Below are 23,571 nucleotides of genomic sequence, written 5' to 3' on the forward strand. Positions count from 1 at the left end.
CAACACCGCGCACTCCCCCACCCCTGTGAGCACTCCCAAGAAGGGACTTCTCCGTGGATCGGTACTTGCAGCATCGCGACCGTCTGCTGACCTCGTCCAGGCCCATGCCGGACTTCGAAGCCGTGGGCTCGAACGGGCCCTGGCTTCACCTCGCCGACGGCCGCCGGGTCTTCGACGGATCGAGCGGACTGCTCTGCGTGAACGTCGGGCAGGGCAGCCGGGCGGTCTTCGCCCGCATCGAGAAGCAGTTCTCCCGCTACTCGTTCGGCGGGGCCGCCGTCGTCCAGCCCCACATCCAGATGGAACTGATGGACCGCCTGTGCCGCGCGGTGGGCCGGCCGGAGGACTCCGTCGCGCTGACCACGTGCGGGACGCTCGGCGTCGAGGTCGCGGTGGGCCTGGCCCGCAACATCGTCCGCGTCCGCGACAAGAAGGCGCGCGGGGACATCCTGACGTCCAGCCTGAGCTACCACGGCAACAGCGTGTTCACCCTCGGGGTCGCGGGCAACCAGATCCGCAACCCCCGCCCCGAAGACCGCTACGGCCTGGGCCCCGCCTTCCCCGCGCCCTACCCGCCGGCCCACGGCCACACCCACGAAGGTCGCGGGTGTGACGTCTCGTGCGCCGAGGAGGTGGCGCTCGCGATCGACGGCAGGGGCGCGCAGAACGTCGCCGCGGTGCTGATCGAGCCGATCAACGGGACCACGGGCGGCGCCTTCGTGCCCCCGGACGGCTACCTGCGGCGGGTGTCGGAGATCTGCCGGGAGCGGGATGTCCTGGTCATCCACGACGAGGTCCTGACCGGGCTGTGGCGCACCGGCACTCCGCTGGCGAGTGATTACTGGGACGGGTGCGAGCCTGACCTGGTCATCCTGTCCAAGGGCCTGGGCGCCGGCTACACCGGGGTCGGCGCGGTGCTGGTATCACCGGAGCTCGCGCCACTGCTGCGGCACAAGGACGTGGACCCGCTGCCCGCGATGGGCACCATGGCCACCCACCCCCTTCAGGCGGCGGCCTGCCTCGGAGTCCTGGACGACCTTGAGGCCATGGACTTCGCCGCCTTCACCGCTCGCGGCGACCGCCTCGGAGCCTCGCTCTGCTCCCTGACCGACCAGGCGCCGGTGCGTGAGGTCCGGGGCGTCGGCCACCTGTACGGGGTCGAGGTCGCCCCGGGCCTGCTCTGGCCGCTGATGGAGGAATGCGAGCGGCGCGGCGTCTTCTTCTACCCCTTCACCGGCGCCGGTGAGCCGCGTAGCGAGGGCCTTGTCGTCGCTCCCCCGCTGAACGCCAGCGACGACGACGTCGACTTCCTGATCACCGCGCTCACCGACGCGGTGGCCGCCTTCAGCTAGCCCGCCCCGCCGACCCCGCGCATGGGGGGCGGACCGTTTCGACTCGGAGATCGAGGACACGTCATGCAGTTTCCCGTCACGGTCATCGACCAGCTCGATGAGACCCAGATCCGTAGGTGGAACGACTTCTACGGGGTGAGCGCCGACCGGCCCCGCTTCGAGGAGGAGGGCGTCTGGCGGCGCAACCAGCAGGAGGAGACCGCCGAGAACTCCGGCTGGACCGGCGAGGGCGACGCGCGCCGCCGCATCGTCCACTACCAGCACCAGTACGGCATCGTCGACACCACGGCGGCGCCGGCCCTCGCTATGACGCAGCTGTACCTGTACCACTCGGTTGCGGCCCCGCTGGCCGAGATCGAGGTGTCGTGGGAGGAGAACCACGCGATGCTGTCCGAAGGAGGCTGGAAGCACGTCGGGGCGGGCCGGTTCGAGCTGGGTGACCTGCGCGTCCACCTGATCCGCATGGAGCAGCACCCGGAGGACCTGCGGGCCGGCCGCCGGCTCCCGGCCGACTACGAGGTCATCGACACCGTCTTCACCTCCGTCAACTGCTTCCCGCCCCGCGCCGTCCGGCGTCGGCCCTGGGAGGTCCTGACCCACGGCGTCCGGGTCAAGGACACCCCCGGACAGCCGCTCTACGCCGACGATCTGGCACAGCTCACGGACTTCCTGCCGTTCCAGGTGGAGGTCGGCTGCGGCGTGTCCTACGAGGCTGGGGTTCCGCCGCTGCACCGGCTCCACGAGATGTACCACGTCAACGAGATCGAGGACGAGCAGCTCGGCAAGGGCTTCACCTTCATCCTCGCACCGGGGAGGGATCCGCTGCTCGCGGAGATGTTCCTCGACACCGAGGAGAAGGTCTGCGAGCTGTCGGAGATGTACCGGGCGTGCTTCGACGCGGAGGTCACCCCGGCCCTGCACGCGCTCAAGAGGATGGAGGAGGCCGGGCACCTGGTCGGTCCGTTCATCACGAACAACTTCGACGCGCTCGGCGCCCGCGCCGGGTTCGAGGAGCAGTTCATGCGCCGCTACGACCAGCGGATCCCGACGCTCACCCTCCACCCCGCCGCGAAGGCCTTGGTCGTGATCGGGCTGCACGCGGACCGGCGGTGGGTGGCCAAGCGGGCCCGCGCGGCCGGCCTGAAGGTGTTCCTCGTCGACCCGGAGGGATTCCGCCGTCCGGACGGTTCCTGGTTCGCCTACCCGCTGGAGGCACCGCAGACCGGCGACGTCGTCGTACGGCAGACCGCCGCCGACGCGATCAGCGGACTGGAGCGGATGCTGAACCCCGCGTGACCAGCGCGCGAAAGAAGGGGTCGGGGAACGGCGCTAGCCTCTGGGCTCGTTCCCCGGCCCCCGCACGGGCCCCTTTCAGGATGAGAGTCAAGGAATGCGCGTTTCAGTAATCGGCTGCGGACACCTCGGCATCCCGCACGCGGCCGCGATGGCCGAACTGGGTCATGAGGTCATCGGGGTGGACGTCGACCAGGCCAAGGTCGACCGGCTCAACTCCGGCCAGTGCCCCATCTACGAGACCGGCCTCCCCGAACTCCTCGCGGCCCACACCACGAGCGGACGCCTGCGATTCACCACCGACATCCGCGAGGCGGCCGACTTCGCCGAGCTGCACTTCATCGGTGTCGGCACCCCGATCGACGCGGACGGCCGCTCCTACGACACCGGGCAGGTCTTCGGAGCGATCCGCCAGCTCGCCCCGCACCTGACCCAGCCATGCACGATCGTCGGGAAGAGCACGGTCACCGTCGGCACCACCGTCCAGGTCACCGCCCTCGCTCAGCGCCTCGCCCCCGCCGGCACTGCGGTGGAGGTGGTGTGGAACCCGGAGTTCCTCCGCGAGGGACACGCTGTCGAGGACACGCTGCGCCCCGATCGGCTCATCGCCGGCCTCACCACCTTGGAAGCGGAGAAGGCGATCCGCGCCGTCTACGCCCCCATCCTCGACGCCGGTGTACCCATCTTCGTCACCGACCCGCAGACCGCCGAGCTCGCCAAGGGCGCGGCGAACACCTTCCTCGCCTTGAAGATCAGCTACATCAACGCCGTCGCCGACATGTGCCAGGCCGCAGGCGGCGATGTCACCCAGATCGTGGAGATCCTCGGCATCGACCCGAGGATCGGCAGCGGCGGCATGCGGCCCGGCATCGGCTACGGCGGCGGCTGCCTGCCCAAGGACGTCCGCGCCTTCACCGCCTCCGCCCGCCAGCTCGGCGCCGACCGGGCAGCCACCCTCCTGCGCGCAGCCGAGGAGATCAACGAGTCCCGCACCGACGTCGCCATGGACCTCATCCGCGAGGCCTTGTGCGGGCATCCGGTCGAGAACGCCAACATCACTGTGTGGGGGGCCGCGTTCAAGCCCGGCACCAACGACGTCCGCGAAAGCCCGGCGCTCGCCCTCGCCCACGCCCTCCAGCAGGCCGGCGGCAACGTCACCGTCCACGACCCGCAGGCCATGGCCACCGCCATGACCCGCAACCCCGAACTGGACTACACCGACAACCTCGCCGAATCCGTCGAAGGCACCCACCTCGTCGTCCTGGCCACCGAGTGGCCGGAGTACCAACAGGCCGACCCCCACGCCCTCGTCGCCCTCGCCGCCGACCCGCTGCTCGTCGACTGCCGCACCACCCTGGACCCCGAGCCCTGGCGGGCGGCCGGCTGGGCCATTCACCAGCTGGGACGCCCCGGGAAGTAGAGCCCGCGTCGAAGAGATCCACCGCACCACTGCCCCACAGTCCGCAATGCCGGAGGTGCCCTGCCATTACCAGTGACGACGTTGCACTCCGCCGTGCCGAGGACTCCGACGCGCGCCCTGCGGCTGATGTCTGGCTGCGTTCCTTCGCCGCCGCGCTACCGACCGTGCGCTGCGCGCACGAAGAAGCCGAGGTACGCGACTGGTTCGCGCGCGTCCTCGTGCCGCGGTACGAGACCTGGGTCGCGGTCACCGGCAACAGCGTGGTGGGGCTCATGGTGCTCAACGGGGAAGAGCTGAAGCAGCTCTACCTCGACCCCACGTGGCGCGGGCGGGGACTCGGCGATCGGTTCATGTCCTTGGCCAAAGCGCAGCAGCCGGACGGGCTGACGCTGTGGACGTTCCAGGTGAACACCGCGGCGCACCGGTTCTACGAGCGGCACGGCTTCATCGCGGTCGAGCGGACGGACGGCTTGCGCAACGACGAGCGCGAGCCGGATGTCCGCTACGTCTGGCAGCCGCCACCGGCTCGCTGACGGTGAAGGCGGTCACCCGAAGTTCTGGGTGACCGCCTTCACCATTGTGGGAGCGGTCTACGGTGGCGCGATGACATTTCTGATCGTTGGCGGCAGCGGTTTCCTCGGGACCGAGCTGATCCGGCAGGCGAGCACAGCGGGGCATTCGACCGTCGCGACGTACGCGACGAAGCCCGGCTCCGCCTCCCCCACCGCGTGGCGCCGCCTGGATCTGCGGGACTCCGGAAGTCTGGACACCATCCTTTCCGAGGTCCGCCCGGAGGTCGTTCTCAACGTGTCGAGCGGATCGGCGCACTGGCCGACCACGGCGGAAGGCCCCGTCCGGCTCGCGATGGCCGCAGCGAAGTACGGCACCCGCATAGTCCACGTATCCAGCGACGCGATCTTCTCCGGCGCGGACGTGCACTACGACGAGTCCAGCCTCCCCGACCCCGTCACCCCCTACGGCGCGGCCAAGGCCGCAGCCGAGACCGGCGTCCTCGCCTTGCACCCGAAGGCCACGGTCGCCCGGACATCACTGATCATCGGCCACGGGCGGTCCGTGCACGAGAGGATCGTGCACCAACTCGCCGCCGGCCTGCGCGACGGTGTCCTGTTCACCGACGACGTCCGCTGCCCCGTCCACGTCACCGACCTGGCCGCCGCCCTCCTGGAACTGGCCGCCGCCGACGCGACCGGCATCCACCACCTCGCCGGCCCCGACGCCGTGAGCCGCCACGAGCTGGGCGTTCTCATCGCCGAGCGGGACGGGCTCGACGCCACCCAGCTCCCCACCGGCCTCCGGGCCGAAAGCACACTCCCGGGCGCCCTCGACGTACGCCTCGACAGCCGGGCCACCCAGCAAGGTCTACGCACCACCCTGCGCGGCGCCCGGGAATTCCTACGGCCCGGATTCGCCACCTGACCCGACGGGCCTGTCAGTCCTCGGGCTGGGCTCGGGCTGCGGCAAGCAGCCGCTGCGCCGTCCGCTGGCCGACCTGGTAGTGCTCGGCGATCTCGTCGGTGGTCACCTGTCCCAGGAGGAGAAGAGCGGAGACCTCCGTGACGCGGGGATCGTGCCGGTGGCGTGGTGCCCGGTTGCGGAGATCGCCGGGCTTTCGGCCGGGGTTGTGGTGACGCTGGTCCGGAGAGTCACGGCGGGCGGTGATGCTGCGGCGGGTCCACCACGTTCGACCATGGCGCTCGGTGCCTGCGGGGAGGTAGCCGGTGGTGGCGTACGCGCGGACGGTAGTGGCGTCGATACCGAGAACCGTCCCGGCTTCCTTGTCGCTGAGAAGGTCGTCGGGGTGGGGCGCGCTATCGGCCGGGCTCGCAGGGATGGGTGCGCCCTTGATGTAGGCGGTGGCCTGCGCGGCGTCGTAGAGCCGCAGCCTCTCGCGGGGGTTGAGGACCGGGACGCGGGCGCGGAAGTCGGCGCCGTGGCGGCGCCGCCAGGTGTACACGGGCAGGCCGCTCGCGGTGGCGATGTCGTCCTCGGTCATGGTGCGGCGTCCCTGGGGGATCATCCGTGGCTCTCCTTCGGTGTGCGGGTCCAACGTGCCGTACGCCGGACCGGCGGATGCAGATGATTCGGGGCCGATGGGCACAGTTCGTCTTGCCGTACGGGGTAGGGGCGTCGGCGCCACGACGGACTTGAGCGGAGGGACCGCGGTGGTGCGCACCGGGAGACGGCCAGACGACCGGGTGTCGCCCGGTGGCCTGGCCCTGCTGCTGCGTGCGCGCCCGGGGTCGGGCCCCCGGTCTGCCGTCGCGCTCCCCCGCTGGGTGCGGTCCGGTGCGGGGGACCACCGGGGTGCGCACGGGGGATGGCCGGCGGACCGGGTGTCGCTGGGCGGCCCAAGCCGGTTCCGGCGTGCGCGGCCAGGGTCGGGCCCCCCGGGCGGCCGTCGCATCGCCCCTTCGTTTTGGGTCACGGCGTTGCCCGGCCGGGTTCCTGGCTCCGGCCGGGCGGTAGTCGGGTCAGTCGGCACGGACGGCCAGAATGCCGTCGCGTAGCTCCCATTCGTCTGCGTCGACCAGTTCGCGGGGGTAGATGTAGTGGTCGCAGCCCGGGTTGGTGCAGTAGAGCAGGGCGGTTACGTCTCGCCGAGCGAAGAGTCCGGTGCTGCACCGGCCGCAGCGCGGGAGGATCCAGGAACTGAGGCGGCGGCCCTGAATGACCGGCTGGAGCTCGGCGAGAAGGTTCTCCGTGTCCTGCGGCAAGGTCCGGGCGGCTCCGGCGGAGTCGTAGAGGATCCGGTACTCACCGGTCCCTGTGTCGCGGGCGGTGAGTTGCAGGCTCTCGTGGTCGGCGACGGGGTGGTCCACGGTGACATCGCCGCCGAGGTGGCCGGTCCCGCTGATGGTGACGAGCCAGGGACCGACCTGGGCTTCGAGGAAACTGCCACCACTGTCCCATGAGCGGGTGGCGAGGATGCCAATGCGGCTGAGGGCGGCTGTCAGATACGCGGACAGCGGGGTCGGGGTGTCGGTGCTGTGCATGGAGTCCCTCTCTGCGGTGGGGCCCGGCCGGAAGGGACTCCGGCCGGGCAGGGGCGTCAGGAGCGGCTGTCTCCGTGCTGCTGGGGGATGGTGAGCGGCCGGGGCTCGGCCTCGTCGGTGAACCGGCCGAGTGCGGCGCAGGCGGTGGCCAGTGCGGACCCGCCCGGGATGTGCTGTGCGGAGGCGGCGAGCAGGTCGGCCATGGCACCGGCGAATGCCGTGTCGTCCAGCCCGTCCACGGGGCCGGGCCGGACGGCGGTCCGGACGTAGGTCAGGGCGCGGTGGAGGATGTCGATGGCGTCGTGGTGGTCGGCGGTCGCGGCGTGCATGACCTCGCTGACGGCTCCGGTGAAGGCGGCCTGCGTCTGCGTGGGCTCCAGGTAGCCGTGGACGCTGGCGGACTCCGCTACCAACTCCACGCCCCGCTCCACGTCCGTCGGGTTGTCGACGTGGTCGTAGAGATCCATGTAGGTGTGGACGGTCGCCAGCCCTGTGCGGGCGTAGGCGTCCTGGAGGGCGCTCCGGATCGCGGTGACGGCTGCGTCGGCGTCGGTGTCCGGGTCTGCGTCGGCCTGCGCGGTGTAGACCGGCTCGTATTCGGTCTCTCCGGTCGGGCGGTAGAAGACCTGCCATCCCTGCTGGGGCGTGGGGGTAGCGCCGTGCTGGCGCATAGCGGTGATGTGGCTGCCGGTGGGGGTGTCGATGACGATCCTGTCGGTTACCGCGCTGACGTACTCGTGGTGGTTGTAGTGGATTCCGGCGGCGTTGAGGGCCAGCTCCAGTACGGCGGTCCTGGCGACCTGGGTGTCGGTGATGGTCATGGTGTTCCTCCGTGCGGTGTGGGGGGTGGGTGGGGCGGACCGGCCGCCCCACCCGACGCAAGTTGATTTGCAGCGGTAGGTGACAGGTCAGAGGACGGCGGCGACTTGGGCGCCGAGCCACTGGGCGACGTTGCAGCTCACGGCGTTGCCCGCCTGCTGGGTCTGCTCCGTCTTGTTGCCGCGCATGATGTAGTCGCCGGGGAAGCGCTGGGCCGCCAGTTGCTCGCGCGGCTGGAGCATCCGGAAGTGGCAGTCTTCGACGCTGAGGGCCTGCTCGATGGCCGTGTCGGCCGGGGTGAGGACTCCGGCGGAGTCGCGGGTGGCGAGGGTGAGCATCGGCTCACTGACGGGCTTGGCGGTGCCCTTGCGGTAGGGGATGACGAGTCCGTGGTGGCGGCCCCGGGCGGCGAGCGTGGCGAGCGGGCGTTCCACGGTGTCGACGCGGCCGTTGCGGCGCATGGTGACGACGTAGGGCATGGTCACCAGGGCTTCGGAGTCGCGGGTGGTGCGGGTCCTCATCGGCTCGGCGATGTCGGTGGTGGTGTCGTTCCAGCTGCCGCCAGCGGGGACGAGCATGCCGTGGCGGCTGGGGACGAGGAGGCCTTCGCCGACCTTGCGGGTCCGGGACGGGAGGGGGGCCTGCTCGGGAAGCATCGCGCGGCCGTCGTGCCCGGAGTGGTTGAGCGTGAGGAGGCTGGCGCGCTGCGGGTACTGCTGGAGGCCCTTGTGGATGCGCTCCATCGTCTTGACCGCCAGGGGGCGGGTCCGGTCGCCGATCCTCGTGCCGAGGTTGGTCCAGTCGATCGCTGCGGCGGCCGGTCGGGTGTAGGGCTCGACGAGCGAGTTGCGGCACCGGGCGTTGGGGCAGCGGTAGTCGTACTGGCGGCCGTACTTTCCGATGGTCCGGCCCTTGCGCCAGGTCTGGACACCTTCGACGTCTTCCCCGCATCCGGCGCACCAGGCGAGCGGCCGGGGGCGCAGGTCCGGAAGCGGGATGCCGACGCGGGTGAAGACGATGTAGATGCGGTCGCGCCACTGCGGGGCGTGGAGGTTGTCGGGGCCGCCGACGTGGGCGGAGGAGACCGAGACGATCTGGGAGTTGTAGCCGAGCAGTTCAATGCCCTGGACCCACCAGCGGAAGAGGCGCCAGTCGGTGGCGAACTCGGTCACGTTTTCACACAGGATCGCCTTGTAGTAGTGGACCTCGGCGGCCCGCATGACGTCGTAGGCGGTCGCGCGAGTGCGCGTGAAAGCCTCGGGGTCAGCGGGCTCGTAGTCGTCGTCGCCGATGCCGATCTGCCCGTCCTGCACGCTTCGGCGGGTGCCTCCGGCGGGGCTGATCTCCGTGCAGATGGGGGAGGCCCACAGGATGTCCGTGGTGGGCAGGCGGCGCATGTCGTAGTTGTTGATGTCGGCGCAGATGTGGTCGGCGTCGCGGTGGTTGGCGCTGTGGGTCTCGATGGCGACCTTGGAGTGGTTGGCGGCGAGCTTGAGCTCGTATCCGGCGGCGACCAGGCCGGTGGAACTTCCTCCGGCGCCGCAGAAGATGTCCGTTGCGGTCAGGGACATGACAGCTCTCATTCCGTGGTGGTGAGTTTCTGACGGGCTGCCAGGGTGGGTACCGACCACCCTTGGCGACAAGAACAACTTTACAGCAACAGCAGACAGTGGGGCGGCGGTTTCGCAGCTCAAACGGGTGATTCACGCATCCGGAAGAGGCCGGTAAGACCCGGCGGCGGCTCGCCGATGTGCCGGGCCGAGCGGGGTGGGTCCCTCGTTGGGCGGCACTCTCGGTGGCCCTGCGGGCGGGTGGGGGTGGCGGAGCTTGCGGAGCCGGCCCCGCCCGGTCGTAGGGCATGGTGCGGAGGGGCGTCCAGCGAGGGACCCGCCCCGCGCACCACCCCTACTCCCCCACTCGGCGCGCGCTGTAGTCGACCCCCCTCAGCAGGGTGGCCGGGGGTGCGGGGGCGGAGCCCCCGCTGTCTGAGCCCGCGGTCGAGGACCCGGCCGCAGCACGGCGGCCGGGCCAGACCTGTCAGCGGCCCTGCCGCGGTCCCCGCTTCGGCTCGGCGGCTGCCCGGCGCAAATGTCCCGGCTGGTCGGCTGCGGCCGGCCGGGGCACCTTCGGCTTGCGGATCGTGGTTGAACGGGCTCGCGCCGCCTCCGCCTTGACCTGTGCGGCCGCCATCCCCTGCTCCAGCTTCCCCATCTGCTTCTGGAGTTCGGAGTCACTGCCGCGCGGCGGAACGTCAGGGCGGCTGTAATCGTCGGCGGCCTCGTGCAGCCGGTCCATAGCGGCGGCCGGTTCCGGAGCAGCACCGCGGATCCGGTCGGCGGTGCGCATCGCCAGGTCGGCGATCCGCTCGCAGACCCGGATCGAGAGCTGCTGCCACCAGGCCTGGACCCGGCCGTCGTTCATGAACTGATCGAATCGGGCGCCGGTCTCCCGCTTGATGGCCTCCCACAGGTTCCGTGCCGCACCCCGGACGGTCTGTAGCTCCTGCCACTCGGGGGCCTCCCGGAGGGCGTGCTGATGCTGGTCGGCAGCAGCAAGGGCGGCGTTGACGCCTTCGGAGTCCCGGCCGGCTCCGGATGCCTGCGGGTGGTCCCGGCGGCTGAGCACGGGGACGTCGGTGATCCCCTCGCCTTGGGCGTCGCTCGTCGGGTCGGCGTCCGGACTGAGTGCTCGCTGGAGTGCGGCGAGCTCGTCCTCAAGCGCGGCCACCAGGTCGTGCGCGGTACCGCCGTTGGCCAGGACTGCGGACTCCCACGCTTCCTGGAGCGCGCCCGAGGTAGCGAGCATCTCGGAACCTGCGGGGTCCGGAGCACCAGCGGTGCTGTCGCTCCCCGGCTCCGGCCCCGCCCACAGAGGCAGGTCGGAGGGGCCGGCAGGAGGAACTTCGTTCGCCGTGCTGGGGCCCGCCGGCTCCGCGCTCGGCTCGGACGGCGTCGCCTGGGTCATCCCGGGTTCAGCGGGCGCCGGACCCTCCGGGACTTCCTCCTGGGGAGGCTCGGCGTGGCGGCTCTCGTCCAAACGCAGGACCTCAGAAGCGGTGTCCGGATACGCGAACAGATCCGCTTCGGCGGCGGTCAGCCGGTGGACATCTGCCGGTACCGGGTCCTGCGGCGGTACGGCGGCAGGCTGCGGCGGGATCAGCCCGTCATGAAGGGGGCTGTCCCGCTCCGGTTCGGGTGCGGCAGAGACCGGAGGGCCGTCGGAGGCAGCCTGCTGCTGGGCGGCGGCTTCCGCCCGTTCCGCCTGCACTTCGGCGGCCGTGGCCGCAAGACGCTGGTCGAGACGGATGATGTCGTAGGAGAGGGAGGCCAGCGGGAAGACGATGTGCTGACGGACTCGGGCTGTGGCGGCGGGCTGGTTGTCGATCCATTCGAGCCACTGGGCGACAGCCTGCTGCGCCTCGCTCAGCTGCTCGGTCATCTCCCACGCACTGGCCCCTTGTTCCACTGCCGACCCCATTACGTCCAGCCGGCGGTTCAGCTCGTCCAGGTGGACCGCGTGGTCAGAGTCGGCGGGCCACGCCCGGAGGGCGGCCGCGTTGACGTTCTCGCGGTGGCGGGTGGCCGATGCCCGCATCTCTTCGCGTAGGGCTTCGGCGCGGCTGGACGTGGGGGTGTCCTGTGCGGCCGCGGGGGGCTCGCCGTAGGGACGGCCGGTGAGGGCCGAGTGCAGGATCGCCGCTTGGTGCGCTGCCTCCTCCGGTGTGGCGGAGATGGAGGTGACGTCCGGAGCGAGGTCGAGATCGCTGAGACGTCCGAACCAGCGTCCGTCGGCGGTCCGGCGGATATCGGCAACCGCCCCAAGTTCTGTCCGGAGTTCACCGAAGGCGTGGCCCTGCCCGTCCGGCCTGTCTGCCAGGTGAAGCTCGTACGAGGGATCGTTCGACAGGCCGATAATTTCGTTGAACTGCTCAGGCTGCATGCGGTCTCCGGGGCCTTCTTCGGTGGCCGCAGCCCGCGGCTCGGCCACGGGTCCGGCGGCCGCTGCCGGCGTGGGTTCGAAGCCGACGGCCTTCTCCGTTGCGGCCGCATGTTCTTGCTCCGGCTCGGCGGGAGACGTCGGCTCTGCCGCGGAGGCCTGTGTAAGAGCTGCCTCCGGACCTGCTGGCGGGAAGGCGGGGCTGGCCACCGGCGTGGTCTCCACCGCCACTGGCTCCTGCTCTGGTTCCGCCGGGGCCTGGGATGCGGCGGCCGACGGGGTGGGCTGCTCGTCGGACCCGGCCGTATCGGCGGCGTCCCGCTCCCGGCGTGCGTTCTCGTCGGCTTGCTCGGCGCTCTGCAGCAGATCGACGACGGCATGATCGGCTGCGCCGGTGGCGCGCGACGGCTCTTCCGTCTGGACGTCCAAGACGGCCGCCGCAGGCTCGGCCTCCGGACCGACGGCCTGCTGGGGAGCTTCCCGTTCCTCGCGAACCGCCGCGGCCGTGGCCTGGAGGCGCGCCTCCAGACGGCGGGCATCGCGTGCGAGGTGGGCCAGCGGAAACATCATGTTCTGCCGCTCAGGTCCAGGTGTGACGGGCAGGTAGGAAACCCAGGTCATGGCCGCCGCGTCAACCGCGTTGAGGCGGTCTTCCATCTGGTTCACGTACAGCGCCTCGTGGGGCGCGGATGCGAGGCCTGCAAGCGCGTCGGTGACGGCCTGAAGGTGGCGATCCTCTTCGTACGTCGTCGGCCAAGCCCACGCCGCCGCTTTGATGATCGCATCGCGGTGCCGAGCCGCCAGTTCGGCCATCTCGGAGCGTACGACGTCCGCGCGGGTCGCTGTCTCGGTGTCCTGCGCGGGCACGGGTGCTTCCCCGTATGCATCGCCGTAGCCGATCGAGTAGAGGATCGCGCTGTGGTGCGCTGCCTCCTCGGGGGTGGCGACCGGCGGTGTGACGTCGAGGTCGGCGGCCGGGTCCGTGATCTGCCCGTACCAGCCTCCGGCGGCCGAGTAGCGCACGATGGCGAACTCGACGCCTCCTTCGAGAACCTCGCCGTAGTCCGGGTCTTGGCCGACCTCGCCCGACATGCGCAGGCTGAACCGCACGTCCTCGTCGAGAGCCGTCGTGCGGACGTACTGCTCCCGTGGGGGCTCGGCCACGTCCGCTTCCAGCTCGGTCTCCGGGTCCGGCGGCATGTCAGGCTCCGGCTGCGATTCCGGGGGCTCGGGGAACGCGCTGGCCGGCTCGACGGCTACGTCGCGGTCGGTGCTTGGGGCCTGCTGCTGGTCGCTTTCGGCGCGCGTGGCCTCCAGGGCTGCGCGCAGGTGGTCCTGGAGTCGGGTGGTGTCGTAGAGGAGGTGGGCGATGCGGTAGCCCATGTGCTGGCGTTCCGGACTTCCCGGGTCCTCGGGCAGGGTGCCGCGGAGCACGAGGGCGGCCTGTTCCACGGCTTCCATGTCCGCTGCCATCTTGTGTGCGCCTGCTGTGTCGATCAGGGCGGTCTGCATCTCGAACAGGCGCTCGACCAGGTGCTGGAGCTGCGGGTTGCTGCCATAGGTCGTGGGCCAGGCCCTGGCCGCTGCGTTGGTGATCAGGTCGCGGTTCATGCTGGCGGCGTCGCGCAGGGCTGCGCGTACGACGTCGGCGCGTGACAGCCGGCCCAGGGGTTGGGCGTTGGGGATCGGCTCCCCGTATGGGATCGCGGTGAGCGCAGAGAAGTAGAGGGCCCCTTCGTGCGCTGCCCGGAACGGGGTCGCGGTCAGAGAGGTGACATCGGCGGGCAAGCCTTCGGCGGACAGACGGGCGAACCAGCCCCCGCCCTGGCTCGGTCGCACGGCGGCGATGACGGTCTCGCGGTAGAGCAGCTCGCCGGATTCCGGCGGCTGACCGTCCCAGCCCTGAAGCCGCAGTGCGAACTCCGGATCCCTGGGAAGGGTGGTGGTCTCGCTGTATCGCTCTGGCTCCGGCGGATCCTCCACGTCCGGGGCGACGGGTCCGGTCTCAGGCATCGCCGTCATGTCGTACTCCTCCGCGTCGGGGCGGCTGTCGGTGTCGTCGAGGCCGGGCTCGTGGCCGGTGTCGGTCCGGGCAGCGTCAGGCGGTCCGTCGGGCATGGCCTCGGCCGCCGGTGCTTCCGGGGTATCGGGTGCGGGGGGCGTCCCGGGCTGTGTGTCGGCTGTCGGACGCTCGGCGGGCTGCTCCCCCGGTTCGCCCGCGTGGACGGGCTGCGGGGTGACGGGTTCGTCGGTGAGTTCGGCTTCCGCCGGTGGAGGGCCTGCGGCGATGTGCGCGATCTCGGCGGGCGTGTGGTCCGGCCAGGGGGTGGGAGTGTTGCCGAGCCACTCGGCGACGTGCGGATGCGGCACCCCGGGGTGCGCATCGGCCCAGATGATGGCCGACTCGTGCGGCCGGCCGAAGGCGCGGCCCACCAGCTGCCCGTCCGCGTCGACGATGACCGTGTTCAACAGGGCCGTCGGATGTGTCCGTGCCAGATCGGGGGGCAGGGTGGTCGCGGTGTAGGAGCGGCCGTCGTAGGTGTACCTCCACCATCCTTCAGCGAGGTCTTCGGTGGTGACCGGTGGCATGTCGGCCTCGGCCACGACCTCGGTGGCAGGGAGGTCCTGGCCGGTGATGGTGCGGATGGTGGTGCCGTCCGCCGAGACGGATTCCACGACGTAGCGCATGGCGTTGTGGAAGACCCGGTCCTGCGGTCCGAACGGGCCGAAGGTATCTACTGGGGAGTTGTTGCCGGATGCCTCGGCAGGCTCGGGGACAGGTGTGGAATCTGCGGCCGCCGGGGTGCCGGGCCCCGCAGCGCTGGCCGTGGATGCCGCCGACTTGGGCTCGTCTCTGGCCTTGGCAGGCGCGCCCGCGGGTGCGTTCCGAGTCCGTTCGCCGTCCGCCAGATCGGGAAGCTCGGCCTGGTCCTGGTCCTGCTTCTCCACGGCGGTCTCCTGCGGCAGGGTGATCGGCTCCTCCTGAGGTGCTTGGTCGGAGGGGACGACGGGTGCGGGCGCGGGTGCGCTCTGCTCTTGGTCGAGCACGGTGTCGTCCCTTGCGGGCTTCGGCATGCGCCGCTCGCCGGGCTCGGGGTCCGGGCGAGGTGGCGGCGGGGTGTAGGGCCCGGCGTAGGGGTCCACTTCCCCGATCGGCGGGATGCTCGCCCCGCGCCGGCCCGTCTCGTACTCCTCGAAGTGCAGCTTGTCGGCGGCGTTGAGCAGCACCTTGCGGGAGCGGCGCCCGACGGTGGTGGTCGTGTCGAGGCTGTCGGCGGCGGCTTCGGCCGCGAGTCGAAGTGCCTGCATCTGGGCCACGCTCATCACGTACCGGCGGTGATCGCCGACCCACGGTGGCGTCGGCAGCTCGGAACCGTCGGGGTAGATCCCCGCCAGCGGCAGGGTGCGCAGCAGGGCGACCTGGGCGGTCGTGAGCTTGATCTCGCGCACCGCGTACGGCGGCGTGATCGGGCGGGTGTGGCCGCTCATGGAGCGCGGCTTCATGTCGGTGCGGACGGTGCCGGCGGCGCGGATCGCCGGGTGTCCGGACTTCGCGGGCAACTGCTCGTGGAAGGGCATGTCGTCGGGCGGGCCCCCGTCGGCGTCCTGTCCCCACCAGTACCGCTTGCCGTTGTCGCCGATCCGGGCGCGTACCCAGCCGACCACGTTCCCCTGTTCGTGGACGTTGCCGTCCCAGTCCACGACCATGTTCTCCGCGATGGTGCCGTGGCCGGCCTCGACGTCCAGATCGCGCAGGCGCCGGTAGTGCGGGTAGCGCATGACGATGCCCGCGGGGGTGGAGGCCTGGACGGCGTCGGCTTCGTTCTGCGCGCGCTTGGCCAGTTCGGCTGGGTTGACCAGTGGGGCGTCCGGTTGGCCGGGCCGGTAGATCTCCGACCGGTTGTAGATCCGGGCGCCGAACTGCTCAGTGTCGACGAGGGCCACTTCGCCGTTCAGGGACGCGAGGCGTCCGGGACCGTCGGGGGTGATCACTTCCAGTTGGTCGCCCGCGTCGACCTGTTCGGCGATCTCGTCCCTCTCTTCGCCGACCGTGTCATCGGCCTCCCGAGCGGGCTCGGGCTGTGGTGCGCCGGTGGTGGGGCCGTCCGTAGTGGGCCCTGCTTCGCCCGGCGGTACCAGGGTGGGGTCCGCGTTCTCGGGGTCGGTGGGCTTGTCCGGTGTCGCGGCGGGGGTTGGACGGGATGCAAGGGCGGCTGCCTTCTTTGCGGCCTTGGCCTCATCACGCTTCGCCTGGGCAGCGGCCTTCTTCTCGGCGGCTGCGGCCTGCGCCTGGGCGTCCCGGTCGGCGAGGACGATGGCCTGGTTGATGCCGGGGCTGCTGTTGATACCGCGCTCACGGTCACAGGCAGCCCGGACCTCGGCGAGTGCCCGGTCGAACTTATAGCCCTCGGTCGAGCGCCACTTCCGCGGCACAGGCCAGTCGAACGGGGCGCCGACCGGGCCACGCAGCGCCTGGTCAAGCCTCGCGGCGAATGCTTCGGCGTGCTCCCGCTCGCCGGGCTCCCACTCCGCGATGCCGGTATAGGCGCCGATCTTGAGGCGCTGGCCGCTGGCAGGCACCACCTCCCAGCCCTCGACGATCTTCGAGGTCCGCTCGACCATGACGTAGCCGGGCGTCTGCGCCAGGTGCAGGCGCTGGCCGCTGCGTCCTTCGGCAGCGGCTTTGACCCACCAGTCCTGTGACTGCAGCCACTCCCGCCGAACCGCCTCGACCCCGGCGTCGACCGGCGCGCTGTCCACAGCTGCGGGCGGTACGTCTTCGGCGCCCGGGGCCGGGGCATCGGTGGCAGCCCGGCCGTCTGCGTAGACAGGAGCGGCGGCCGCGATTCCCTCTGCTGACTCCCCTTCCTCTGACGCCGGGGCCGCGGCACCTTCCGGCGCCGGTTCGGCTTGCGCTTCCACGGGGGCGGTCTGTCCCTGTGCCCCGGCGACAAGAAGGTCTCGGAGCGTTGCGAGTTCACGGTCCCGGACCACGCCCAGGGCATCAAGAGCCAGCCTGCCGTCAATGCGGTCGATCAACGTCTGCGGGGTCATCGCCTCCAGTTCGGCGGCGGTGACGCTGTCCCTGTCCAGCAGCGGAAGCTGATCGAACCCCAGCACAGCCTGTGCCTCGGACCCGCCGAGCCCGTGCCAGCCGACGTACAGCGGAATGCCTCGGATATGCGCATACAGGACACGGAAGTCGGGGTCGATGTGCTGCCTCTCGGGAGGCAGCTCAGCGAACCCGCGCATGGTCCGAAGGAGATCGTCCCGCAGCTCAGTCCCAGCGGCTTCGCGATCTGTGACGGTGGTGTTCCGCCGGTCCATGCGGAAGTGGTCGCCCTGGTCCACGAGGTACTCGATGGCACTCTCCAGAGCACGTACCTCACGCATGCGTACGCCGGATTGGCTCGCCTGGCGATCGCCTGTCCGGCGCTCCGCGAGGACGTCCAAGGTGGCCGCCAGGCGCTGCGCGTACCTGTCAGCGACGTCCGCGACTTGCCGTAGCAGCGCGCGATCCCCCTTCCCCACGTACTCGTCTTGTTCGGCGAGGTACGCGTCGGCGCGGCGGGCGGCCTGCACCAGGCCCTCGAACTGCTCGACAACCATGCGCCCGCCTGTCGGGCCCGCGGTCGCAGCCGCAACCCGGCTGCGGTGTTGCCATGAGGCGACGAGGCCGGCGGGGTTGGTTACCCCGGGGTCTTCGTCGCTCAGTACGCCCTCGGCGTCTACCAGCATCGGCAGTGCCGTTTGTGTCGCCGCCCAGCGCTGGTAGGCGACCTGAACATGGTTCTGCGCGAACGTGGCCTCCTCCTGGCTGGAGAAGGGGCGTGCCCCTTCCTTTTCCTTCCGGCCGGCGGCGGCGAGGGCCAACTCGTCATCATCGTGGGAGGCGGAGAAGAGAGCGCTGAGCAGACGCGGAACCTCGTCGTCGGTGAAGACCTGCGCGAGGCCTCCAAGCTGGCCAGCCATCGCCTGGGCGTCGTGGCGGACCATCTCCTCGACGGTCATCTCCCGGCCCTGCCCGGAGGCATCCGGGGCGGCGGGTGTAGGTGTCGGCTCGGCCTCGGGCTGGTGGACGGCAGTGTGGACCGCTTCCGCGACTCGCGCTACGACCGCCCGACGGGTCTCTGGGGAGACCTGGAAGTACTGGGTGACCCAGTCGGGCCAGTCGTGCGTGTCCAGGTCGTCCCACCGGTCGCTGAGGTGGTTGCCCACCCACTTGAGCAGGGGGATCGCGAGGTTGCGGACGTCGTTGGCCCGCGCCCAGGTGATGACTCGCTCGTCCAGGAGTCCGCCCGCCGTCAGCTCGCGTACGGCGCTCTCCCAAGGATCCACCGCAACCTCTGATCCCGGCCCGGCCTGGTCGGTCAGGGCCTGCCCGTCCGAGAGCAGATCGCCGGCTAGGGACGGCGCAGCGGATTGCGGTGCATCGGGCGAGCTGCTCACGGCCGGCGCGGGGGGCACCGGCTCCTCAGCTGCCTCCCGTGGGGTGGCAGGTTCCTGCGCCGCAGGTCCGGCGGTGGCGGTCGAGGTCTCGGTCACCGGGGTGTCCGTGTCGTCGCCGAGCGGCAGTTCGCCGGGGGTGGCGGTGTTCCGTGCGGGGGTGGTCGACGGTTCCAGGGTGGTCGAGGCCGTGGCCTGCTGCTGGATGGCGTGCTCGTCGGCGATGAGGGCCCGCAGACGTTCGGCTTCCGCGCGGTACTCGGCGAGCTTCTCGGCACTCTCCCCTGTGGGGGTGGGTCCGGACTCCTCCTCCAGGTTGGCCTTCTTCTCGTTGACGATGACGAGCTTGCTGAGGAGTTTTTCCTCCGTCTCCTTGGAGCGGGCAGCGATCCGGTAGGGGTTGTCCTCGTACGAGCGGAAGTTCGCGGCGGCGTCCGCCCGGTGCCCCTGCTGGTTGTGGATTTCGCGTTCGAGCTTCTCCGCGTCGTCCGGGAGCTTGGTGAGGAAGTTCTCCAGGGAGACGATCGCGCCGCGGCCGTTGGACTCGTTGACGGCTGAGCACTGCCACTGCGCGCGGTCGTCGCGGTGGCCGACGGGAACGACGTGGCCCCAGGCGAAGCGGAGCTTGAGCTGGCGGCGGCCTCCGGCGTCGTAGGAGATTTCGCCGTGGAAGTCCTGTCCGCCCAGGGTGCCGACGGGGACGCGCTCGCCTGGGCTGAGGCTGGGGTCGCGGGCGAGGGCGACCATGCGGGCTCCGAGAGTGGCGGCCGCGATGTCGCGGCTGCGCAGGGTGCGGCCGTCGATGGTGATGGCGAAGGCGTCGCCGCCGGTCGGGCGGCGGTTGGGCATGGCCGCGCGCATGCCTTCCAAGCAGGGGGCTGCGCGCTGGAGGTAGTCGTCCAGGTCCTTGCGAAGCTGGAGGCGGCCGTCTTGCTGACGGTCCCAGGCGCGGGCGAGGCCCTGCATGCGGGCGCGTTCGGCGGTGGCTTCGGCCAGCTGGAGGATCGCGGGGTCGCCGGAGGCGAGCGCGCTGAGCATCCCGAGGTTGAGTGCTTCCTCGCCGATGTCCTCGATCTCGCGCAGGTTGAAGCCGCGGCGCTGGATCTGGGAGATGAAGCGCGCCTTGCGGGCCAATGCGTTGAGACGGAACTCGTCGAAAGAGCCGCTGGTGACGTAGTAGAAGAGGCGGACGTGGTCGGGGGTGTCGGGGACGGTCGGGTCGTTGAGATTGCCCTGCCGCTCGATGCGGCCGTCGCGTTGGGCCATGTCGGCGGGCCGCCACGGGTAGGACAGGTGGTGCAGAGCCGTCGCCCTGTCCTGGATGTTGGTGCCGGTGCCCATTTTCTCGGTGCTGCCGATCAGCACCGAGACGCGGCCGGCCCGGCAGTCCGCGAAGAGGCGCTCCTTCTTCTTGTCCGTGGACGCCTCGTGGATGAAGCGGATCTCCTCGCGGGGCATGCCCGCGGTGATGAGGTGCTCGCGCAGGGAGTCGTACAGGTCGACGGGGTACTCGGCGCTGGAACCGGGGGTTCCCTCGTCACAGAAGACGAGCTGGAGTCCGCCGGGCACCGGCTGCGGTGTGGGGTCGGTCTTCGAGATGGGGTAGACGACGTCCTTGGTCTGCTCCCAGACCTGCATGATCTGCTCGGCGGCGTACTCCAGCTTGCTGCCTTCGTCCTCCTCGCCGCCCACCAGGCGCATGTCGAGGCTGGCCCGCAGACCGAGCCCCAAGGCCTTGAGGACACCGCCGGGCTTCTTCACCCAGTCCTGGCGGGGCAGCGCCTTGATGAAGCTTCGCTGTGAGCCGGTGACGGCGAAGTGGACGGCCTCGCCGCGCTGGCCGTCGGGGCCGGCCAGGACCGGGGGAACCGGGAGGTTGAGGTCCTCGGCCATCTGCACGTCGGCGAAGGCCCTGTACGCGCTCATCAGCTCGGGCACGTTGAAGAAGCGGGCGAAGCGCGCCTTGTACTTGTAACCGTCGCCCTTGGCGTCGGGCTCCAGGGAGGAGACGACCTCGCCGAAGGTCGCGGCCCAGCTGTCGAAATTCTCCAGGCCCATCTGTGCAAGGAGGTCGGGGCCCAGGTAGCGCTTGAGGACGTAGGCCTCGGTCACACTGTTGGCGATCGGGGTGCCGGTGGCGAGGGTCGCGACACGGTTGTGGCCGTTGTGCTCGCGCAGGTAGCCCAGGAGCATGTGGAGCTTGGTCGCCTTGGCGGAGCCCTGGATACCGGCCCCGGGGATCGCGGAGATCGTCCGAAGGTTCTTGTACTGGTGTGCTTCGTCGATCATCACGTAGTCGACGCCGGTGTCCTCCAGGCACATCCCGACGCCGTCGGACGACTCGTCGATCTGCTTCTGCAGGCGGGCCTCGGCGTTGGCCAGGCTGGTCTCGATGTCCTGGATCGTCTTGGGCTGCATGCCCGCCTCGCCGGCGGCGTCGAGCTGTGCGCGCAGGCTCGCCATCTCGCGGTCGAGGTAGGCCTGCATGGTCTCCGGGCGCAGCGGGGCGATGTTGAACGCCTCGTGCGTGAAGATCACGGCGTCCCAGTCGCCGCCCGCGATCCGTGCGAGGAACTTGGCCCGCCGCTTCTTGTTCAGGTCGCTCGCGCTGATCGCCAGCAACTTGACCCGCTCGCGGTCCGGGTAGATCTCGCGGAACTCCCGGGTGACCTGCTTGAGCATGTGGTTGGGGACCACGATCATCGGCTTCTTCGCCAGCCCCGTGCGGCGCAGCTCCATCGCACCGGCCACCATCGTGGCCGTCTTGCCCGCGCCGACCACGTGGGCCAGGAGCGCGGTCGGCTCGGACACGATCCGGCGCACCGCGGCGTTCTGGTGCTCGCGCAGGCGCCGCTGCCACAGCGTGCTCATGCCCGGCAGCGTCAGCGGCGCCTTGTCGTACTCCGGAAGGACCAGGCTGTTGAACGTGGTGTTGTAGATGCCCGCCAGACGCTCGGCCCGCTCCGGGTCCGCCCAGATCCAGTCGTCGAAGGCCTGGACGATCAGCCGGGCCTTCTCCCGCGCGGCGTCCGTGGCGACCTGGTGGACCTGGATCTTGCCGTCCTGGTCCTTGTAGGTGACCTGGATGGTGGAGTCGGCCTGGCGCAGGATCGCCAGCATCAGGTCCTGGGCGCTGCGTTCGGTGGTGCCCCACTCCGAGCGGGCCAGGTCGCCGATGTGCGCCCCACGGACTTCCCAGGTGGTACCGCCCGCGTGCCGCACCTCGGCGTGCTCGAAGCCCAGATGGCGCAGGAAGGCCTCGTAGTCCTGGACCGGAATCCACGGGGCGCCGCACTTCGCCTTGATCTCGGCCGGGGTGAGGTCCTCGGGCTGGACCTTCTCCAGCGCCGCGACGTTGCCGCTGTAGGAGGGATCCTCCGTCGCGGCCTCTCGGGCCTGCTCCAGTTTCTCGCGGACGTTCCCGGACAGGTAGCGGTGGCGGGGCTCCCAGAAGCCGGCCTGCGCCGGGTCCCTAAACGCGAGGTGGCTGATCTGGACGGCGGCCTCGTCCTCGGTGACACCTAGCAGGCTCGCGACCCGGAGCATGTCGAGCCGGCCGCCGTCCCACTCCAGGGCCAGGGCGAAGGCGTCCTCGGGGGTGGCCGCCGTCGTGGGCAGCGCCCTCGGCTCCAGGACCCTGGTCCGCAGGACCGCCTGCTCGACGCCCTTGGCTTTGCGCTCGTCCCACTCCTCCAGGCCGAACAGCACATCGGCGTCGGGGTCATCGTCGATGAGCCCGTAGGCGGTGCGGGCCTTCCACTCGTCCGGGACCTTCGCCAGACCCAGCAGGGCGGCATCTTCCTTGGCCTGCTTCGGCGTGAAGATCCGGTACTGGCCCGGCTTCGTCAGCGCCGGGCTCTTCCTGCGGTAGGCCCGGTAGGCCTCGCGCAGTACGGTCCGAAGCTCGGCGAGCTCCGCCGTCTCCCCCGGCTCGGTAGTGGCGCTCTCCGCCTTGTAGAGGGCGAGGGCGCGGGCCTTGAGGCTGATGAGCTGGACTAGGCGGCCGTGCTGCTCGGGGTGGACGTCGAGGGGGACGATCCTCCCGTCCTCCACGATCGTCGGGTTGCCCAGCTCGTCCAGCCCGAGCGAGCCCTCGGTCAGCGCCTGCTTCAGCGACACCACCCCGTCCCCGGCGGCCGTCGGCCTGGCGGTGGAGGGCGTCGCGGTCAGGCCCACGGTGCGGGCGTGGGCCGCGATCGACTCGGTAGCCGTGGCGAGGCCCGCGGCGGCGTCGCGTTCACCTGCGACGGTGGGCTCGGGACCGTATTTGCCGAGCCGTGCCCGCAGCTCGCCCACCACATGCTCCGGGTGGTCCAGGAAGTACGGGTTGACCCGTACCGGCTCCTCGTGGCCGTCGAGGACCAGCTCCCGCGTCGCCAGCCATCCGTCGGCGCCGCGCTCCTCCCCCGGCATGCGGCGCCGCAGGAAGAGAACGTCGGTGACCACGTCCGTGCCGGCCGCCTCACGGTGGGCCCCCAGCGGGAGGCGGACCGCGCCCACCAGGTCCCCGAGTTCGTACAGCCGCTCGCGGGGGCTGGTGTCCTTCCCGTCCATGGTGAATCGCGAGGTGATCAGGGCGACGATGCCGCCCGGACGCGTGGCAGCCAGCGACTTCAGGACGAAGTGGTCGTGGATCGAAAGCGCCAGATCGGCATTGTGGACCTTGTCGTACCTGCTGTAGCGGCCGTAGGGGATGTTGCCGACCACGGCGTCGAAGGCGCCGTCAGGCAGGTTGACGTCCTCGAACGGGGCGGTGACGACCTCGGCGTCCGGGTAAAGGTGCCTCGACAGGGCCGCGGTGTTGCCCTCGACCTCCACGCCCGTCATCCGGACCGGCACGACCGTGTCCTGGGGGGCCAAGCCGATGAAGTTGCCGCTGCCCGAAGACGGCTCCAGCACGTGCCCGCCGTCGAAGCCCATCTGCCGGACCCCGTGCCACATCGCCTCGACCAGGCCGGCGTCGGTGTAGTGGGCGTTCAGCACGTTGCGGCGGGCATCGGCCCACTCCGTGTCGGACAGCAGCGAGCGGACCTGGGTGCGAACCGGTTCGAGAGCGAGCCACCGGGCCCCGGCCCGACGCGTCTCCCGGTCCGTCTCCGGCCCCGGGTCCTGCGGTCGCGCCGCGAAGATCAGCTTCAGCGTCCCCCAGCCGGACCAGCGGGCCAGGGCTGCCTGTTCCTCGCCCGTCGCCGTACGCCCCTCGCGTTCCAGCTGCTGAACCAGCTTCAGGGCCTCGATGTTCGCGTACGCGCGCTCACCTAGATGCGATGGCGCCAAGTCCTGCTGGCCA

At 70.7% G+C, this 23,571-nt stretch carries 10 protein-coding genes; 5 read left to right on the plus strand and 5 right to left on the minus strand.

Annotation, left to right across the window (positions count from 1 at the left end; genetic code table 11):
* Positions 1-65: 65 nt before the first annotated feature.
* The 5 genes from AC6CKD_RS33100 to AC6CKD_RS33120 all read left to right on the plus strand — a co-directional run bounded on the left by AC6CKD_RS33100 (position 66) and on the right by AC6CKD_RS33120 (position 5,502).
* Positions 66-1,352 (plus strand): aminotransferase class III-fold pyridoxal phosphate-dependent enzyme, encoded by a 1,287-nt coding sequence (locus AC6CKD_RS33100; protein WP_498332502.1) that lies wholly within the window; start codon positions 66-68, stop codon positions 1,350-1,352.
* Between the two features lie 63 nt (positions 1,353-1,415).
* Positions 1,416-2,648, plus strand: coding sequence for a hypothetical protein (locus AC6CKD_RS33105; protein WP_498332503.1), 1,233 nt, complete (start codon positions 1,416-1,418; stop codon positions 2,646-2,648).
* Positions 2,649-2,742: 94 nt separating this feature from the next.
* Positions 2,743-4,065, plus strand: a complete 1,323-nt coding sequence (locus tag AC6CKD_RS33110; RefSeq protein WP_498332504.1) for a UDP-glucose dehydrogenase family protein — start codon at positions 2,743-2,745, stop codon at positions 4,063-4,065.
* A 65-nt stretch (positions 4,066-4,130) separates the two neighbouring features.
* On the plus strand, positions 4,131-4,598 hold the full coding sequence (locus tag AC6CKD_RS33115) for a GNAT family N-acetyltransferase (protein ID WP_498332554.1): 468 nt from the start codon (positions 4,131-4,133) through the stop codon (positions 4,596-4,598).
* Between the two features lie 70 nt (positions 4,599-4,668).
* The gene (locus AC6CKD_RS33120) at positions 4,669-5,502 is read left to right on the plus strand and encodes an SDR family oxidoreductase (RefSeq protein ID WP_498332505.1); all 834 of its coding nucleotides are present in this window, start codon (positions 4,669-4,671) and stop codon (positions 5,500-5,502) included.
* A gap of 13 nt (positions 5,503-5,515) precedes the next feature.
* Here the strand turns inward: AC6CKD_RS33120 and AC6CKD_RS33125 are convergent, their stop codons facing one another.
* The 5 genes from AC6CKD_RS33125 to AC6CKD_RS33145 form a co-directional block, all read right to left on the minus strand.
* Entirely contained in the window at positions 5,516-6,103 is a 588-nt protein-coding gene (locus AC6CKD_RS33125) for a DNA-binding protein (protein WP_498332506.1), read from the minus strand.
* A gap of 454 nt (positions 6,104-6,557) precedes the next feature.
* Complete coding sequence (locus AC6CKD_RS33130) at positions 6,558-7,079, minus strand: hypothetical protein (protein ID WP_498332507.1); 522 nt, start codon at positions 7,077-7,079, stop codon at positions 6,558-6,560.
* 56 nt (positions 7,080-7,135) lie between these two features.
* Complete coding sequence (locus AC6CKD_RS33135; protein WP_498332508.1) at positions 7,136-7,900, minus strand: hypothetical protein; 765 nt, start codon at positions 7,898-7,900, stop codon at positions 7,136-7,138.
* 87 nt (positions 7,901-7,987) lie between these two features.
* Positions 7,988-9,469, minus strand: coding sequence for a DNA cytosine methyltransferase (locus AC6CKD_RS33140; protein WP_498332509.1), 1,482 nt, complete (start codon positions 9,467-9,469; stop codon positions 7,988-7,990).
* A gap of 466 nt (positions 9,470-9,935) precedes the next feature.
* Positions 9,936-23,558 (minus strand): helicase-like domain-containing protein, encoded by a 13,623-nt coding sequence (locus AC6CKD_RS33145; protein WP_498332510.1) that lies wholly within the window; start codon positions 23,556-23,558, stop codon positions 9,936-9,938.
* Positions 23,559-23,571 lie beyond the last annotated feature (13 nt).

Source organism: Streptomyces sp. GQ60 (assembly GCF_059758875.1).